Genomic DNA, 16,705 nt, shown 5'->3' with positions numbered 1-16,705 from the left:
GTGAAGCGAAATGAAGGAAGAACTGAATACAAATCAAGAACAGGAACGGATGGAGCTGGATGAAGAAAGTTTATTTCTTGTCTCCCAAACGTTTAAAGCCTTATCTGATCCGACACGTATTCGTATTCTGCACCTCTTGTCTCAAGGTGAATACTCGGTAAATGATATCGCAGAAACGCTGAATCTCATGCAATCAACAGTTTCTCATCAGCTGCGCTTTTTAAAAAACCTTCGTCTCGTGAAATCTAGACGAGCAGGGACATCGATCTTTTACAGTCCTGAAGATCAGCATGTGATGGAAGTACTTGAACAAATGATTCATCATGCACAGCATGACTAATAAAAACCTTCCTATATGAGTAGGAAGGTTTTTACGCATGATGCATACGTGTTGATCGTTTACCTGCTTTCATCATTTGATAAGAAAAAACGACATAGTAAGCAGCTAACAGAAAAAAGCTGAGCATGGTCATGGCATCATCACTCACAATATGCTGATACAGTTCAACGACACCAATCTTTGTGAGCGAATGGTTCGTCAGCTCACCCAGCTTAAAACTAAGTCGAGATAAAAATAAACATAAAATGAAGCTTTCAATCCATTTACTCGTTTTCACGTAAAGACGGCCATTTTCTTCTTTCATGCGGATCGTCTCATAGGCATGAACGGCCAGACTGCTTCCAAAGAGCATACCAATAGCGGCATAGATGAAAATGCTGTGATTTTGCCAGCCTTCTAATAAGAGAATAAGGGCAGTGAGTCCAAATACATACATTCTCATCAAAAGACTGATCGGGCGCACAAGCTGATAGCGTCTCATTCGATTCATTCGAAAGATGATGCAGATTAGCATAATGCTCCCAATTATGAATAACTGCCACACGTGATGTGTCATGATGCAACCTCCTCCTGCATGTGCAGGGATGTAAACGAATGCTGGCTGTTCCTTATCTTTACCATTCTTTCATTTTTTATCAAATCAAAACCTACATTTATGAAAAAGAGGAAAAGGCATGAAAATCGATCGTATTTTGTCTATTGTGATGCTGCTCATTAGCAAAAAGCAAATACAAGCGAAAGACCTAGCTGAACTTCACGAAGTGAGCGTAAGGACGATTTATCGCGATATTGAGACCATCAATCAAGCCGGGATTCCTATTGTGACAACACAAGGAGCAGGCGGAGGCATTTCGCTTGTTGACGACTATCGTTTAGAGAAAAAATTATTTACCGATGATGACATTGAGCTTATTTTAACTGCCCTTGAAAGCATGACGAGTGCATACTCCTTTAAAGAAAGTGAACATGTACTGAAAAAAATCAAATCTCTCATTCCTCCACAAAGTGATGAAAGCGAGAAACAGCACCATGTCTTTATTGATTTAAGCTCATGGGGGAAAGACAGCCAGGCAGAAAAGAAGCTTCAACTGATCCATTCAGCTGCTTCCGCGCATCAATTCATTCAATTCACTTATCGCAACGCAAAAGGTGAAACACTTCCACGTAAAGTGGAGCCTTATACGCTTGTCTTAAAAGGAAGGCATTGGTACTTGTATGCGTTTTGTTGTGTGAAACATGATTTTCGTCTATTCAAGCTGACCAGAATGACAGACCTCATCACCATTTCAGCATATTTCAGGCCGAAAAGAATCAAAAATGAAGAGAAGCCTTGGAATGACTCTTGGCATGAAGAACCTTCAGTCACAACCCTCACGCTCAGGTTAACGGAAGCATCAGTTGGCAAAGTGAAGGAATGGGTGGATGAGAACGAATTGATCATATGTTCAGACGGGACCTATCTGGCAGCATTGACTGTGCCGCAAGATGATTGGCTGCACAGTTTCCTATTCCATTTAGGACCGGACGTCGACATTGTTTCACCTCAGCACATCAAGGAAGCATTTGATCTCCAATTAAAACAATTTATGAAGCGATTAGAAACTTGACACACTGTTGTCAGGTTTCTTTTTATATGATGGGAGAAAAGGAGATGAGAATGTATGTACGATATCGTCGCATTAGAGAAACAATGGGTCAAAGGGTTGTCTGTTCGAACAACAAATGAAATAGAGAAAACAAAAGAGCGGAAGATTGCACCGCTTTGGCAGGATTTTTTTGCGCAGCAGCTACATGGGGGGCAAGCTCCAGTCATAGGGCTCTATTCAGATTATGAAAAAGATGAACATGGTTCTTATTTATTTACAGCTGGGCAATTCGCGGATCAGCAGATCGAACATGTAAAAGAGATTCCTGCGTCCACCTATGCAAGATTTCAAACGAGAAAAGGACCGATTGAAGAGGTCGTGCTTGAAACATGGCACAAGATTTGGACGTGGGATCAGCGTCAATACCGCACTTATACAGGTGATTTTGAATGGTATGATGAAAGATCTATTGATCCAAAAGAAGCGCAAATTGATATTTATATTGCGGTTGATGAAAAAATGATTGCTAAAACTAATACCATTAGTTAATATAAAACTAACGATATTAGTTTTAGGAGGACAATCATGAGATTAACAACTTTTGACCGTCTGCACCAGCTTACATTGATGCCGCGATTATTTCCGGTAAATTGCTATGTCTTTGAGGAAGAGGAAGGACTCATCTTAATTGATGCTGCTTTAAAAATGGCGGCGAACTCGATCATCGAATTTGCCCGTAAAAAGAACAAACCAATTCATAAGATTATTCTCACTCATAGCCATATGGATCATATCGGCGCATTAGATGAGGTGAAGAAGGCTTTTCCAGAGGCAGTTGTCTATTTATCAAAACGTGATGCACGCCTTTTTGAAGGTGACTTTTCCTTGCTTCCTGATGAACCTCAGCAAAAAATTAAAGGCAGTTTTATGAAAAATATTCATACAAAACCAGATGTACTTGTCGAAGAAGGAGATGAGATTGGGCCGCTCAAAGTGATTGCAACACCAGGGCATACACCCGGCAGCATTTCTTTATACGATGAAAGGTCAGGAGTTGTCATTGCAGGGGATGCACTTGTGACAAAAGGCGGCTTATCGGTTACGGGTGAGTTTCGGTGGAGCTTCCCGTTCCCGGCATTTGCCACATGGGATGCAGAAACCGCATTAAAAAGCGCTGAAAAATTACTAGCGCTGAGCATATCCTGTCTTGCTGCAGGACATGGTGACCTTATCATAGAGCCTCATGAAAAGCTTCAAGCTGCCGTTAAAAAAAGACAGCACCAGCTAAAAAAAGGAGGGCAGTAAACCGTGTCTCCAAGAATGGGAATTACACAAGAAAAAATTATGGATACAGCGGCTGCAATTGTTGATGAAGAGGGCTTCTCCGCTTTGACTATTGCTACATTGTCTAAAAGGCTGAATATTAGGCCGCCTTCTCTTTACAATCACGTATCCGGCCTTCATGAGATTCAGGCAGCACTCGCAGTAAAGGGGCTCTCCATGCTTTGTGAGGAAGGGATGCAAGTCACAGAGGGGCTAGAAAAAGAAGAAGCTGTTTTAGCCTTTGCCAGACAATATGTGCAATTTGTCCGAACACATCCCGGTCTTTATGAAGCTGCCTTTTCACATATGAACGAAAAAGAAGTACGACTTGCAGCAGAGCGCCTTGTTCAGTTTGTTCAATCCATTATGTCACGCTTTGGTGTAAAAGAAGAAGAAATGACACATGTCGTCAGAGGACTGAGAAGCTTACTGCACGGCTTCGGTGATATTTCTAATAAAAAGGGATTTCAACGAAAAGAACAGCTTGAAGAAAGTGTGAGCTATGCGGTTCGGCTCTATATCACAGGTGTATTGCAAAAAGAAGATCTGTCTATTTGACAGGTCTTTTTTTATAGCAAAACGATATCATAAAGGAGTGACCGTCTGGCACAATTTTTTAGCGAGAAAATCGAATAAAGATTTGACAGTTTTGTGAAACATGGTATGCTTATTATGTGAAATAATTCACATAGAGGAGTAGAGGCAGATGAAAAGAAAGCCTGTTTATGTGGAAACAACCATTCATGCACCTTTAGAGAAAGTATGGGAATATACGCAAAATCCAAAGCTTCATGAACAGTGGGATTTGCGCTTTTCAACCATTTCATTAAATGGACCTCAAGATGAACAGCCCCAAACCTTTTTGTATGAAAAGCATCTTGGTTTTGGGGTAAGTGTCACAGGGACAGGAGCATATCGAACTAGAATGATGGATGAACGGAATGAACGGGCATCCTCGCTTAAATTCAAATCGTCACACCCATTGTCTTTTATCAAAGAAGGCGGCGGTTATTGGAAATATGTGAAAACGAACGATCATATTGTGTTTCAAACGCAATTTGATTATGAACCGAAAGAAGGAAAAGGATGGGCGTGGGCAGATCGATTTCTTTTTCGCCCGATGATGGGTTTTATGACGGCCTTTAGTTTTGGCGCACTAAAGACGTGGCTTGAAAAGGGTACGCACCCTCGGTTGTTACTGGAGAGAACACTTGCCCATTATGGAATTTGTTTGCTGTTTGCCATCGTCTGGCTGTGCCAAGCGGTTATCCCTTTTTCACATTCTGCTTTGGATCATAGCACCGGATTTCGGTTGTTTTATGCCCTTATAGGCGTATCATGGCTGATACCTAAGCTATCAAAGAAATATTTGTTCATTCTTCAAAGTGTGTTTCTGCTGCTGATGCTTTGTATCGGGATCCTATCCCCCCAAACGACACTCCATGAGCCGCTTGTGATGAGTGCATTTTTGATCCTATCCATTGCAGGAATGATTAATTTAAAAGATTGTATAGACGTATTTTCGATCAAACGAAAAAGGGGAGGTAGACATGGTCGTTCATCGTCATCAAGTAAAGGATTACGATAAGCTGCACCCAAAATTAAAAGAAAGATACAATCGTGCATTTACCGCTGAAGGCACCATGGAGGAAATAGGCGGCGGAACGAGGCTCATTCGATTTTTCTTCAAAATTGGTCCACTGTTTCGCTGTTTTTTCCCTGAGAGAGGAAAAAACATTCCTTTCCGGATTGTGAATAAACCCTTTATGACAAATAAGGGAGAGGAAGGCATGCACTGGTTTCGTACGTTTTATTTCCCAAAGAAGGAACGGCACTTTGATGCAGATATGATCATTGATCAGAAGAGTCATAAAGTACTAGACTATTTTGGAAAGCCTAGACTTCTTATGTCAGAGCTTCATTTTACAGTAACAAAGCATGGGTTCCTTCGCATTCAATCCGGCCGGCAGAAGCTGTTGATGTTAGGACGTGAGTGGCCGCTGCCTTCATGGCTTTACGGTGTGTCAGATGTCACAGAAGGCTACGACGAGCACGCGGGTGTGTATACCATTGATGTGCATGTGAAAAACCGATTGTTTGGGACCCTTTTTACATATAAAGGCCGGTTTACTGAAAGGGTGATGTCTCATGATGAATAAATGGCATTTGATATCAAGCCTCGTCTTCATGTGCTGTTTTATCGCCACCCGCTTGATGACAGGTCCGGTAGCAGAGTTATTTGTACTGATAGCCATTCTGTTTTTCCTTCCTGCAATTTTAGCCTTTTTTGTGAAGGAAGAGAGGGAGAGTAAGCCGGGGATACTGCTCGGCTTTTTAATGAAAGCCTTTCCATTAGCTGCTCTTTGTGCAACGGCTGCATTCATCTATCATTCTGCTTTGTTTGCATCGGGATGGTTTTTGTATACGATTCTTTTGGCGTTATATGGCTTTACTCGTTTGCTGAAAAGGGGAATCTTTCCGCTTCATGAATTGATCATCGATGGTGCATGGATGTATCTCGCTTTAGGAGGGCTTTGGTTTTGGCTGTACACGGCAGATATACAGGTGATGACCTTTTCACCAATCATCGTGCTTTTGACCGCTATTCATTTTCATTACTCGGCTTTTTTTATCCCGCTTTTCTATGGATTATTAGGGAGACAGCGAGAAAAAGAGACAGCTTTATACAAAGCGGCAGGCTGGGTGATTTTGCTGTCACCTGTGATGATTGCTGTTGGGATTAGCTTCTCCCGTCTATTTGATACGTTCAGCGTCACGCTATATGTCATTGCACTCTACTTGTACGGTATTCTTTGTATGAAAACAAGGTTTCGATCGACTGTGGCAAAAGTGCTGATTGTGTTTTCTAGCTGCGTCTTAATGGGAACGATCGTGCTATCTCTTCTTTATTCCGCTGGCATGCTCATGCGCGTGACCTACATCAGCATTGATCAGATGATTTGGTTTCATGGCAGTATTAATGCCTTTTTTGTTATTTTACCAGGTTTGATTGGATGGCTGATCGAAGGGCCAAAGGATCAATTGAAGCAGAAGGACTTTCCGATATCAAAAGTGCATGGCCGTTTTCATTTGATCTCTTTTCAAAAGGAAGGAATGCATGATCGAGAGAACCTTGGTTTAGTCGATTCACTTGATGATTTAAATGGAACGACATTTTCAGCTGATAGGGTGTCACCTGTGATTCGAAGGTTTTATGAGAACCCGATGGCGTTTACGTTAAAAGCAGCAGTCTGTTTTCATTGGTGGGTGAGGCCGTTTGTTTTTTTACTTCAGCCAGTTTTTAAGAAAATAGGCCAGCTCTATTTGGGGACATCTCGTATCCCGTATGAAATGAAGGGGCGTCTGACTACATTTCAACATCCTAAAGAAGGGCGAAAGAATGTCAGGGCGTGGATCCGTTATAACGAAAAAGGGGAGCAGGTCTTTTTTGCACTTTATGCTCATCATCACGATGCAGCTGCAGGCTATATGAATATTGCGCTGCCGCTTCCATATTCTCAGATGACCGCCATTTTAAAACCTTTTAATGAAAATGAAGACTTTCTCTTAAAAAGTGCATGTCCAAAAGGCAGTACCGGTGACGAAGGATTGTATTTGCATACACCTTTTATCACCATGAAACTGCCAATGGAAGAAAGCTTTCATATGAAGCCGGAGACAGATAAAAGTCTCACAGCAGTTCATCAAATGAAGCTATTCGATATTCCCTTTTTAACGATTCATTATCAAATTGACAGCGGGAAGCCATCCTGTTAGTCAATGATGTCACATGGTTCACCGTGCCGAATGATGTTCACAATCGCTTGCCCATCACTCGGATGATGATCTGCATACTGGACTGGCAGCAGTGCAAAAAATACATAGTAGACAGAGAAGTAAGCAAATTGATAGAAAAATTGATGTTCTGGCAGGATATCATTGGCGATCATTGTATTCAGTATGAGAACACTGAGCAGGTTGCATAATGATCCGCCTAGGTAGACAAGAATATGCGAGAATCGGTTATTTTTCCTCATTTCTTCATAATGGCAAAATGCATCTAGAAAATAGATTCGTCTAATTTCAACAACACCTATTTTCAATACTTTTTTGCCTCTGCCAAGAGCAAAAGAAACCTTTGCGCCAAACATCCATGCGACCATAATATGGCCAAGCTGATGCAAGATGGCAACGATAGGAAGAATGACGAAAAACGACCAGCAAAATGTCCACATATCTGATAATGTAAACAAGTGTTAACCCCTCCCCGATATATTTGGGAGGAAGCAGTAGGATTATTTGCCATTTTACTGAATTCATTTTCAGGATGCAAATATTTAATACATGACGATAAAAACATTATGTAAACTAAAGGGTAGTTTTTGCGATGAATCGGCTTTTTGACTCACTTTTTTTACGAAATGAATGTGCTACAATGAAAAAAACAATAGATAACTCTAGTAAATGAACCTACCCTTGAATGAAGAGGAGAGAATCAGATGGCAGATATTGAACAGTTTTTGGCGTTAGATATTCGTGTTGGGACGATCATTGAAGCAGAATTCTTTGCAGAGGCAAGAGTACCTGCATTAAAACTCAAGATTGATTTTGGTGAAGAGGTTGGTCTAAAGCAATCCAGTGCTCAGCTGACAAAACGTTATACGGCTGAGAGTCTTATTGGCAGACAAATCGTAGCAGTCGTCAATTTTCCGCCAAGAAGAATTGCAGGATTCAAATCAGAAGTGCTTGTCTTAGGGGGCATGCCGTCAAAAGAAGACGTGGTTTTACTAGCCACAGATGAGTCTGTCGAAAATGGAACAAAAATAGGGTAATAAAAAAGACATCTTCCTGAGAAGATGTCTTTTGCGTATTGAGGCGGAATAACCACACGCCACATTCGTGTGTGTCTCAAGGAGACATGTTACCCGACTTACACAATTCAGCTCATCGCTTGATTAATATAGCATGAGGTGATCGGAATTGCAACCATTAAATGCTTCACTTCAGTTTTTCACGTCATTTCAGCAGAAAAATGACAAGAAATCAATTATTTGGATTATTTTTTCAAAAAATATTGAAAAGTCAGATCAGATTTTATAAAATGAATTCATCTTAGTTTGTTTAGTCGATAAACTAAGATGAATTCCAAGTGATGAGCCGGCCATTAAAGGGGATGATTCCGTCATTCAAATCATTTGCTGTGTATGTGGGCTAAGCTGAAAGGATCAGATGTTCAGCTTCATTTTTACAACAAATTGAAAGCGCTTTATATTCTTTGTATTGACTGCTGCTGCCCTCCATCATCTGTTCATTAGAAGAGGCTAAGAGAAGAAGGGAGAAAGCTCATGGTAAGTGAGAATTTAAAAAAGATTCGTATGTCTGAAAAAGTGGGATATGCTTCAGGAGATTTCGCATGTAACTTAATTTATGCAACTGTCTCTACGTATCTATTATTTTTTTATACAGATGTGTATGGTTTATCAGCGGCGGCAGCAGGAACGATGTTTTTAGTTGTCCGCGCCATTGATGCGCTTGCAGATCCGTTTATTGGTGCATTGGTGGATCGAACGAACAGCCGTTTTGGCAGGTTTAGACCTTACTTGTTATTCGGTGCGTTTCCTTTTGTGGTACTTGCTATCCTTTGCTTTACAACACCTGATCTTTCTGAAATGGGTAAACTCGTTTATGCCTACATCACGTATGTTGGTTTATCGCTTACATACACATTCATCAATGTTCCTTATGGTGCTTTAACATCCGCAATGACAAGAAATAACCAAGAGGTTGTCAGTATTACGTCTGTTCGTATGCTTTTTGCTAATCTCGGAGGTCTAGTTGTTGCTTTTTTTGTTCCTTTTCTTGCGACTTTTTTGAGCGATAAAACAGGAAATACAGCTCTCGGCTGGCAGATGACGATGGCTTTTCTCGGCGTTCTTGGCGGTGCATTACTTATTTTCTGTTTTAAAAGCACGAATGAACGTGTCACGCTTCAAAAGCCGGAGGAAAAAATTAAGTTCAGTGATATCTTTGTCCAGTTACGTGTCAATCGTCCGCTTGTTGTATTAAGCATTTTCTTTATTATTATTTTTGGCGTGAACTCGATCAGTAACTCTGTTGGGATTTATTATGTGACGTATAACCTCGGCAGAGAAGATTTAGTGAAATGGTACGGACTCATTGGCAGTCTGCCAGCATTAATGGTGCTGCCGTTTATTCCAAAACTGCACAAGCTGTTAGGAAAGAAAAAGCTGCTGAATTATTCATTATTGCTGAATATCGTAGGTCTTCTTGCATTACTTGTGATACCGCCGAGTCAAATCACTTTAATACTGATTTTTAGACTCGTTGCAGCTGCAGGAAGCATTACAGCCGGTGCTTATATGTGGGCGCTCATTCCTGAAACTGTTGAATATGGCGAATATAAAACAGGGAAAAGGATGGGCGGGCTCATCTATGCCATCATCGGATTCTTCTTTAAATTTGGGATGGCATTAGGCGGGATTGTGCCAGGGCTTGTACTCGATCGCTTTGGCTATGTTGCGAACCAAATGCAATCACCAGAAGCTTTACTGGGCATTTTAATCACGACAACGGTGATTCCTGTATGCTTACTGATTTTAGCGATGGTGGATATTAATTTTTATAACCTAGATGAAGAAAAACATAAAAAAGTCGTACGGGAACTTGAGAATAGAGACAAAGTGTATCTCGATCATATGGACGATTTTAAAATGTAGGTCTCTGAAAGAGGAGGAAATTCAATGAAGATTATCAATCCAGTGCTCAAAGGGTTTAACCCCGATCCAAGTATTTGCCGTGTTGGAGAAGATTATTATATGGCCGTCTCTACATTTGAATGGTTCCCAGGGGTACAAATTTATCATTCGAAGGATCTAGTCCATTGGCGCCTTGCTGCGCGTCCTTTGCAAAAAACGTCGCAGCTGGATATGAAGGGAAATCCTGATTCTGGCGGGGTATGGGCGCCGTGCTTAAGCTATGCCGATGGACAGTTTTGGCTTATTTATTCAGATATCAAAGTAGTGGATGGTCCATTTAAAGACGGTCATAATTATTTGGTCACGGCAAGCGAAGTGGACGGCGATTGGAGTGAACCGATCCGGCTCAACAGCTCCGGCTTTGATCCATCTTTATTCCATGATCACAGCGGGAAGAAATACGTCTTAAATATGCTGTGGGATCATAGGGAAAAGCATCATTCCTTTGCAGGTATTGCCTTGCAGGAATATAGTGTGGCTGAAAAGAAGCTCATCGGTCAAAGGAAGGTCATTTTTAAAGGCACACCGATTAAACTGACAGAAGCGCCGCATCTGTATCATATCGGTGACTACTACTATTTATTAACGGCAGAAGGAGGTACCAGGTATGAGCATGCAGCAACGATCGCCCGCTCCTCGCATATTGAAGGGCCTTATGAGGTTCATCCTGATAACCCGATCTTAAGTGCCTTCCACGCGCCTGAACATCCGCTTCAAAAATGCGGGCATGCTTCAATCGTTCAAACGCATACAAATGAATGGTATCTCGCTCATCTCACTGGCCGTCCGATTCAATCAAACAAGGAATCTATTTTTCAACAGAGAGGTTGGTGTCCTTTAGGAAGAGAAACAGCGATACAAAAGCTTGAATGGAAGGATGGCTGGCCTTATGTTGTAGGCGGAAAGGAGGGGACGCTTGAGGTTGAAGCGCCAAAGATCGAAGAAAAGGTTTTTGCACCAACCTATCATACAGTCGATGAATTTAAAGAATCAACACTAAATAGACACTTCCAAACATTAAGAATTCCGTTTACCGATCAGATTGGTTCGTTAACGGAGAAACCTCAGCATTTAAGGTTATTCGGCCGCGAATCTTTAACGTCTAAGTTTACCCAAGCATTTGTTGCAAGACGCTGGCAAAGCTTTTATTTTGAAGCAGAGACAGCTGTTTCGTTCTTCCCAGAAAACTTTCAGCAATCAGCTGGTCTTGTGAATTATTATAATACGGAAAACTGGACAGCACTCCAGGTGACATATGATGAGGAACTTGGCCGCACGCTTGAACTATCTGTCTGTGAAAACCTTGCCTTTTCTCAGCCATTGGCACATAAAATCATCATTCCTGACGAGGTCACTTATGTCTATTTAAAAGTGACCGTTCGGAAAGAGACATATAAATATTCTTATTCATTTGATCAGAAAGAGTGGAAGGAAATTGATGTACCGCTTGAATCCATCCATTTATCCGATGATTTTATTCGAGGCGGGGGGTTTTTTACAGGGGCATTTGTCGGTATGCAGTGCCAAGATACGAGCGGCGAGCGTCTTCCTGCTGATTTTCACTATTTTCGCTATGAGGAAACAGACGAATAAGAAAGACAACTCGCTACGAGCTGTCTCTTTTTGAAAAACAAATAGGTCATGTTGTGAGGGTGGCATCTTGCAGAAAAGCTTCTATGACAAGAGATGTCATCCCCAATACTGGCGCATTGTGTCCTAATGATGAAGGGAGCAGCTCTACATGTGAGCTGAATTGCGTATCCATTCGCGAGGATACCTCCTCCTCAATCACATGTAGAACCGCCTGATGTGATTCGATCACTTTGTTTCTTAAAATAATGGCTTGCGGGTTAAAGGTATGCAGGACGTTTGTGAGACCGACACCAAGGTAAAAGCCAAAGTTGCGCAGGGCATTGAGCGTTTTCATATCATTTAACTTGGCCAGCTGTTCCAGGTCTTGATGGGAGATGTGCTGATCATCTGTTTGAAGAGACTGAAACAAGGCTTTCTCAGAAGCATACAATTCCCAGCATCCACGGTTCCCGCAGCTGCATGTCGGTCCGTTAAAATCGATTGTCATATGTCCCATTTCACCAGAAAAGCCGTACGCCCCTCTGTATAAATGATGATCGATGATGATTCCGATCCCGATGCCAGTGCCGATGCTTGCATAGATCAAATGGTCATAATGTTTAGCGGCACCAAAGATTTTTTCACCATATGCACCGGCATTTGCTTCATTTTCAATGAAGATCGGTACTTGGAATGTCTCTTGCAGCGTGGTTTTCAGATCAACATTTTTCCATTTGGAATGAGGCGTAAACACGATTTGTTCACCTGCATCCACTAAACCATGTATGCATAGGCCAATGCCAATGAGCCCGTATGGGGAAGAGGGCATTCGTGAGATGAGCTGCTGTATTAATTCAATTAATTTACGTATTGTGACCTCAGGAGAGCTGGGTGGGAGCTTGATCTGCTCTTCGTAAAGAATGGACCCTTCAAGGTCAGTTAATATGCCATTGACATAATCAACGCCGACATCGATTCCGATGGAGCAGCCAGCACGTTTATTAAACATTAGTAAAACCGGTCTTCTCCCGCCGCTAGACTCACCTTGACCGATTTCATAGACAAGATGTTCTTTCATTAATGTACTTACTTGAGAAGAAACAGTCGATTTATTTAATCCAGTGCGTTCAGATAATTTTGCTCTCGAAATGGGCGCATGCTGGAGAATTTCTTTTAATAATAGTTTTTGATTTATTTTTTTTACAAAGTTCTGATCAGCGATATCCACGTTATCCACTCCATTTGTTTCGTCTTTAGATTAAGTTGAGAAGAGCTGCTTTTTTCAGCATGTATTTAGTAAGATAAATGATTTTAACTTTATTATAACGAAAATATTTTTAAAAAACTAAAAAATATAGAAAATTCAAAGTGATTTTTTCATAGATTGATCATTAGTTTGTTGAATCAACTTACAAAGTGTACTCAGGAGGAATGAAGAATGACCAAATCAAATATGAAAACGTTATACAGCTTAGAAGGAATCGGCAAAATTCAATATGAAGGAAAACAATCAAAAAATCCACTCGCCTTTCAATACTATAATCCAAGCGAAGTGATTGGCGGAAAAACAATGAAAGACCACCTGCGTTTTTCAGTCGCTTATTGGCATACATTAACTGCTGATGGAACAGACATGTTTGGAACTGGCACGATGCAAAGAGCGTGGGACTCTTATAGCGGAATGGATTTAGCAAAAGCTAGATTGGAAGTCGCCTTTCAGCTTTTTGACCTATTGGATGTTCCGTATTTTTCATTCCATGATCGTGACATCGCGCCAGAGGGGGAGACGCTTCAAGAGACCAATCAACAATTAGACATCATTTTAGAAAGAATGAAAGAATACATGAAGCAAAGCGGAGTAAAGCTGCTGTGGAACACGGCCAATATGTTCAAGCATCCTAGATTTGTACACGGTGCTGCGACATCTTGTCATGCAGATGTCTTTGCCTATGCGGCCGCACAGGTCAAAAAAGGCATTGAAACCGCCAAAGAACTCGGTGCAGAAAATTATGTTTTCTGGGGTGGACGAGAAGGGTACGATACGCTGCTCAATACAGATATGAAAAGAGAGCTTGATCACATGGCGGCTTTCTTGCATATGGCTGTTGATTATGCAAAAGAAATTGGGTACACTGGCCAATTTTTAATCGAACCAAAACCAAAGGAACCAACCACTCATCAATACGACACAGATGCAGCGACATCCATCGCCTTTTTAAAACAATACGGATTAGATTCCCATTTCAAATTAAATATCGAGGCCAATCATGCGACACTGGCCGGCCATACGTTTGAGCATGAATTACGTGTCGCAAGAATTCATGGGCTGCTCGGTTCTGTTGATGCAAACCAAGGAAATTCGCTTCTTGGGTGGGATACAGATGAATTTCCAACCGATCTGTATGCCACAACTCTTGCCATGTATGAAATTCTGCAAAATGGCGGTCTAGGGTCTGGCGGTCTTAATTTTGATGCAAAAGTGAGAAGAGCTTCCTTTGAACTTGAAGATATTTTATATGCCCATATTGCCGGGATGGATGCATTCGCAAAAGGACTGCGGGTCGCTCATAGACTCATAGAAGACCGTGTGTTTGAAGATGTTATAAAGCACCGGTATCGCAGCTTTTCTGAAGGAATTGGACGTGATATTTCAGAAGGAAAGGCAAACTTTCATACATTAGAAGAATATGCGCTGAAACATCCTTTGATCAGAAACGAATCGGGAAGAGAGGAACAGCTGAAAGCCCGTTTAAATCAATACTTGTTAGAAGATTAATTGAAGGGGCTGACCTGTTTTGAAGGAGTGAAAACATGAAATATGTGATGGGAATTGATCTTGGAACAAGCGGGGTTAAGGCGATATTAGTGGATGAGAGCGGGAAGGTGTGCTGCGAAGCCTCTAAGCCGTACCGGCTCATTCAAGAGAAGCCTGGATATTGTGAGCAGCACCCCGAGGATTGGGTAAAGCAGACAATGGCTGCGATGAAAGAACTGATGGCAAAGCAGCCTGTTCATTCAAGACGAGTTGAAGGCATCAGCTTTTCCGGCCAGATGCATGGATTAGTTCTATTAAATGAATCTCGCGAAGTGCTCCGCCCTGCAATTTTATGGAATGATACACGGACGACAGCACAATGTACGCACATGACAAAAAAGCTGGGAGACCGGCTGCAAAAGATCACAAAAAACCAGGCGTTAGAAGGATTCACACTGCCAAAATTATTATGGGTAAAGGAACATGAACCACATATTGATCAGCAAATCGACATGTTTTTACTCCCAAAAGATTATGTCAGATTTCGTTTAACAGGCGCAGTCCATATGGATTATTCTGATGCGGCTGGCACCTTGCTGTTAAATATCGGTGAACAGACGTGGAGTGAGGAGATTTGTCAGGCGTTTGATATTTCTCCTCACATTTGCCCGCCGCTTGTCACATCAGAGGCGGAGGTTGGTACACTTTTGCCGCACATTGCACGTGAAGTTGGGATGAAAGAAGGCGCAAAGGTTTTTGCCGGCGGGGCAGATAATGCCTGCGGAGCAATTGGTGCTGGCATCTTGTCCTCTGACCGCACGTTATGCAGTATCGGCACATCTGGGGTCATTCTTTCCTATGAAGAGGATCATGAAAGGGAGCTTCAAGGGAATTTGCATTTGTTTCATCATGCAAAAAAAGACGCTTTTTACACAATGGGTGTCACCCTTTCAGCAGGATATAGCCTGAACTGGGCAAAACACTTACTGGCTCCTGAGGAATCGTTTCAGTCACTTTTAGAAGGTGCGGCTCATGTTGCACCAGGAGCGAAAGGATTGCTCTTTACACCCTATTTAGTTGGGGAAAGAACACCTCATGCGGATTCGATCATTCGCGGCAGCTTGATTGGATTAGACAGCAGGCATGAAAGGGCACATGTTGTCAGAGCAGTGTTAGAGGGAATTACCTTTTCGCTAAATGAATCTATCGCATTATTCCGGCAGGCAGGAAAAAACATAGATTCTATTGTATCTATTGGCGGCGGTGCGAGAAGCCGGACATGGCTTCAAATGCAAGCAGACATTTTTCAGGCTGAAGTCATCCAGTTAGACAATGAACAAGGGCCCGCTTTAGGTGCAGCGATGCTTGCCGCAGTTGGCTGCGAATGGTATCCATCACTTGAAGTATGTGCACATCAGTTGATCCATCAAGCTGCTGTTTATGAGCCAAATCAGCCGCACGCAGAAGTATATGCCGATCTATTTCATTTGTATCAAAGGATTTATACACAAACAAAAGACATCCATGCAGGGTTAAATCAGTATCGTTCCATCTAGCAGAAAGGGCTGCATGAAAGGAGGTGATGGGTTTTTCATCTTAGGGATGACAGAACAATACGGATGAAAAAAGGAGAGGGATGGAAAATGAAATTGAAAAGATTGAGGCTGTTGTTTGTGATGTGTATTGGATTTGTGCTGACACTGACGGCTGTGCCAGCTCATGCGGAAACGATTTATGATAATAGGATAGGGACACACAGCGGATACGATTTTGAATTATGGAAGGATTACGGAAATACCTCGATGACACTCAATAACGGCGGGGCATTTAGTGCAAGCTGGAACAATATTGGAAATGCCTTATTTCGAAAAGGAAAGAAGTTTGATTCCACTAAAACTCATCATCAACTTGGCAACATCTCCATCAACTACAACGCAGCCTTTAACCCGGGCGGGAATTCCTATTTATGTGTCTATGGCTGGACACAATCTCCATTAGCTGAATACTACATTGTTGAGTCATGGGGCACATATCGTCCAACAGGAACGTATAAAGGATCATTTTATGCCGATGGAGGCACATATGACATATATGAAACGCTCCGTGTCAATCAGCCTTCTATCATTGGAGACGCTACCTTCAAACAATATTGGAGTGTACGTCAAACAAAACGCACAAGCGGAACTGTCTCCGTCAGTGAGCATTTTAAAAAATGGGAAAGCTTAGGCATGCCAATGGGAAAAATGTATGAAACAGCATTAACTGTAGAAGGCTACCGAAGCAACGGAAGTGCGAATGTCATGACGAATCAGCTGATGATTCGATAAAAGCATATGAAAAAAGCCAGCAAAAA

17 protein-coding genes are annotated in these 16,705 nt (G+C 41.8%); 14 read left to right on the top strand and 3 right to left on the bottom strand.

Annotated features, from left to right (window positions below; all coding sequences use genetic code 11):
* Nucleotides 1-10 precede the first annotated feature (10 nt).
* Complete coding sequence (gene czrA, locus NSQ34_RS09405; protein WP_024422670.1) at nt 11-340, top strand: Zn(II)-responsive metalloregulatory transcriptional repressor CzrA; 330 nt, start codon at nt 11-13, stop codon at nt 338-340.
* A 31-nt stretch (nt 341-371) separates the two neighbouring features.
* Here czrA and NSQ34_RS09400 read toward each other — a convergent pair whose 3' ends face one another.
* Nucleotides 372-896, bottom strand: a complete 525-nt coding sequence (locus NSQ34_RS09400; RefSeq protein WP_024422669.1) for a hypothetical protein — start codon at nt 894-896, stop codon at nt 372-374.
* Between the two features lie 118 nt (nt 897-1,014).
* Here NSQ34_RS09400 and NSQ34_RS09395 point away from each other — a divergent pair, with 118 nt between their 5' ends.
* The 7 genes from NSQ34_RS09395 to NSQ34_RS09365 all read left to right on the top strand — a co-directional run bounded on the left by NSQ34_RS09395 (nt 1,015) and on the right by NSQ34_RS09365 (nt 7,026).
* Entirely contained in the window at nt 1,015-1,947 is a 933-nt protein-coding gene (locus NSQ34_RS09395; protein WP_098677746.1) for a YafY family protein, read from the top strand.
* A 54-nt stretch (nt 1,948-2,001) separates the two neighbouring features.
* Nucleotides 2,002-2,475, top strand: coding sequence for a GyrI-like domain-containing protein (locus NSQ34_RS09390; RefSeq protein ID WP_098677745.1), 474 nt, complete (start codon nt 2,002-2,004; stop codon nt 2,473-2,475).
* A 36-nt stretch (nt 2,476-2,511) separates the two neighbouring features.
* On the top strand, nt 2,512-3,231 hold the full coding sequence (locus tag NSQ34_RS09385) for an MBL fold metallo-hydrolase (protein WP_098677744.1): 720 nt from the start codon (nt 2,512-2,514) through the stop codon (nt 3,229-3,231).
* 3 nt (nt 3,232-3,234) lie between these two features.
* On the top strand, nt 3,235-3,807 hold the full coding sequence (locus NSQ34_RS09380; protein WP_098677743.1) for a TetR/AcrR family transcriptional regulator: 573 nt from the start codon (nt 3,235-3,237) through the stop codon (nt 3,805-3,807).
* A 148-nt stretch (nt 3,808-3,955) separates the two neighbouring features.
* On the top strand, nt 3,956-4,837 hold the full coding sequence (locus NSQ34_RS09375) for a hypothetical protein (protein WP_056767050.1): 882 nt from the start codon (nt 3,956-3,958) through the stop codon (nt 4,835-4,837).
* Nucleotides 4,800-5,408, top strand: a complete 609-nt coding sequence (locus tag NSQ34_RS09370; RefSeq protein WP_098677742.1) for a DUF4166 domain-containing protein — start codon at nt 4,800-4,802, stop codon at nt 5,406-5,408. Before NSQ34_RS09375 ends, NSQ34_RS09370 begins: the two co-directional genes overlap by 38 nt.
* Nucleotides 5,398-7,026 (top strand): YndJ family protein, encoded by a 1,629-nt coding sequence (locus tag NSQ34_RS09365; protein ID WP_255291001.1) that lies wholly within the window; start codon nt 5,398-5,400, stop codon nt 7,024-7,026. Before NSQ34_RS09370 ends, NSQ34_RS09365 begins: the two co-directional genes overlap by 11 nt.
* Here the strand turns inward: NSQ34_RS09365 and NSQ34_RS09360 are convergent.
* The gene (locus tag NSQ34_RS09360) at nt 7,023-7,502 is read right to left on the bottom strand and encodes a hypothetical protein (RefSeq protein ID WP_024422662.1); all 480 of its coding nucleotides are present in this window, start codon (nt 7,500-7,502) and stop codon (nt 7,023-7,025) included. The two genes, NSQ34_RS09365 and NSQ34_RS09360, sit on opposite strands and share 4 nt — an antisense overlap.
* A gap of 246 nt (nt 7,503-7,748) precedes the next feature.
* Here NSQ34_RS09360 and csaA point away from each other — a divergent pair, with 246 nt between their 5' ends.
* The 3 genes from csaA (at nt 7,749) to NSQ34_RS09345 (ending at nt 11,618) form a co-directional block, all read left to right on the top strand.
* On the top strand, nt 7,749-8,081 hold the full coding sequence (csaA, locus tag NSQ34_RS09355; RefSeq protein WP_024428355.1) for a chaperone CsaA: 333 nt from the start codon (nt 7,749-7,751) through the stop codon (nt 8,079-8,081).
* Nucleotides 8,082-8,594: 513 nt separating this feature from the next.
* Nucleotides 8,595-9,986, top strand: coding sequence for an MFS transporter (locus tag NSQ34_RS09350; protein WP_342500929.1), 1,392 nt, complete (start codon nt 8,595-8,597; stop codon nt 9,984-9,986).
* A gap of 24 nt (nt 9,987-10,010) precedes the next feature.
* On the top strand, nt 10,011-11,618 hold the full coding sequence (locus NSQ34_RS09345) for a glycoside hydrolase family 43 protein (RefSeq protein ID WP_342500928.1): 1,608 nt from the start codon (nt 10,011-10,013) through the stop codon (nt 11,616-11,618).
* Between the two features lie 46 nt (nt 11,619-11,664).
* On the opposite strand, the gene NSQ34_RS09340 is transcribed toward NSQ34_RS09345, so the two are convergent.
* Entirely contained in the window at nt 11,665-12,825 is a 1,161-nt protein-coding gene (locus NSQ34_RS09340; protein ID WP_111926563.1) for an ROK family transcriptional regulator, read from the bottom strand.
* A gap of 210 nt (nt 12,826-13,035) precedes the next feature.
* Here NSQ34_RS09340 and xylA point away from each other — a divergent pair, with 210 nt between their 5' ends.
* From xylA to NSQ34_RS09325, 3 genes are all read left to right on the top strand, one after another.
* Nucleotides 13,036-14,373 carry a xylose isomerase gene (gene xylA / locus NSQ34_RS09335; RefSeq protein WP_024428359.1) on the top strand — a complete coding sequence of 446 codons (1,338 nt, stop codon included), beginning with the start codon at nt 13,036-13,038 and terminating at the stop codon, nt 14,371-14,373.
* Between the two features lie 35 nt (nt 14,374-14,408).
* The gene (xylB, locus tag NSQ34_RS09330; RefSeq protein WP_061109239.1) at nt 14,409-15,908 is read left to right on the top strand and encodes a xylulokinase; all 1,500 of its coding nucleotides are present in this window, start codon (nt 14,409-14,411) and stop codon (nt 15,906-15,908) included.
* A gap of 87 nt (nt 15,909-15,995) precedes the next feature.
* Nucleotides 15,996-16,679 (top strand): glycoside hydrolase family 11 protein, encoded by a 684-nt coding sequence (locus NSQ34_RS09325; RefSeq protein WP_034280656.1) that lies wholly within the window; start codon nt 15,996-15,998, stop codon nt 16,677-16,679.
* Nucleotides 16,680-16,705 lie beyond the last annotated feature (26 nt).

Source organism: Bacillus sp. FSL P2-0069 (assembly GCF_038593315.1).
Classification (GTDB): domain Bacteria; phylum Bacillota; class Bacilli; order Bacillales; family Bacillaceae; genus Bacillus; species Bacillus safensis.
Note: the sequence above shows the minus strand (reverse complement) of the source record. Positions and strands in the feature narration are given on the sequence as shown.

Excerpts from the sequence above, each read along its gene's own strand:
- xylA (WP_024428359.1), top strand. The coding sequence starts at position 13,036 with ATGACCAAATCAAATATGAAAACGTTATACAGCTTAGAAGGAATCGGC.
- NSQ34_RS09325 (WP_034280656.1), top strand. The coding sequence starts at position 15,996 with ATGAAATTGAAAAGATTGAGGCTGTTGTTTGTGATGTGTATTGGATTT.
- NSQ34_RS09400 (WP_024422669.1), bottom strand. The coding sequence starts at position 896 with ATGACACATCACGTGTGGCAGTTATTCATAATTGGGAGCATTATGCTA.
- csaA (WP_024428355.1), top strand. The coding sequence starts at position 7,749 with ATGGCAGATATTGAACAGTTTTTGGCGTTAGATATTCGTGTTGGGACG.
- NSQ34_RS09370 (WP_098677742.1), top strand. The coding sequence starts at position 4,800 with ATGGTCGTTCATCGTCATCAAGTAAAGGATTACGATAAGCTGCACCCA.
- NSQ34_RS09345 (WP_342500928.1), top strand. The coding sequence starts at position 10,011 with ATGAAGATTATCAATCCAGTGCTCAAAGGGTTTAACCCCGATCCAAGT.
- xylB (WP_061109239.1), top strand. The coding sequence starts at position 14,409 with ATGAAATATGTGATGGGAATTGATCTTGGAACAAGCGGGGTTAAGGCG.
- NSQ34_RS09350 (WP_342500929.1), top strand. The coding sequence starts at position 8,595 with ATGGTAAGTGAGAATTTAAAAAAGATTCGTATGTCTGAAAAAGTGGGA.
- czrA (WP_024422670.1), top strand. The coding sequence starts at position 11 with ATGAAGGAAGAACTGAATACAAATCAAGAACAGGAACGGATGGAGCTG.
- NSQ34_RS09395 (WP_098677746.1), top strand. The coding sequence starts at position 1,015 with ATGAAAATCGATCGTATTTTGTCTATTGTGATGCTGCTCATTAGCAAA.
- NSQ34_RS09390 (WP_098677745.1), top strand. The coding sequence starts at position 2,002 with ATGTACGATATCGTCGCATTAGAGAAACAATGGGTCAAAGGGTTGTCT.
- NSQ34_RS09385 (WP_098677744.1), top strand. The coding sequence starts at position 2,512 with ATGAGATTAACAACTTTTGACCGTCTGCACCAGCTTACATTGATGCCG.
- NSQ34_RS09375 (WP_056767050.1), top strand. The coding sequence starts at position 3,956 with ATGAAAAGAAAGCCTGTTTATGTGGAAACAACCATTCATGCACCTTTA.
- NSQ34_RS09365 (WP_255291001.1), top strand. The coding sequence starts at position 5,398 with ATGATGAATAAATGGCATTTGATATCAAGCCTCGTCTTCATGTGCTGT.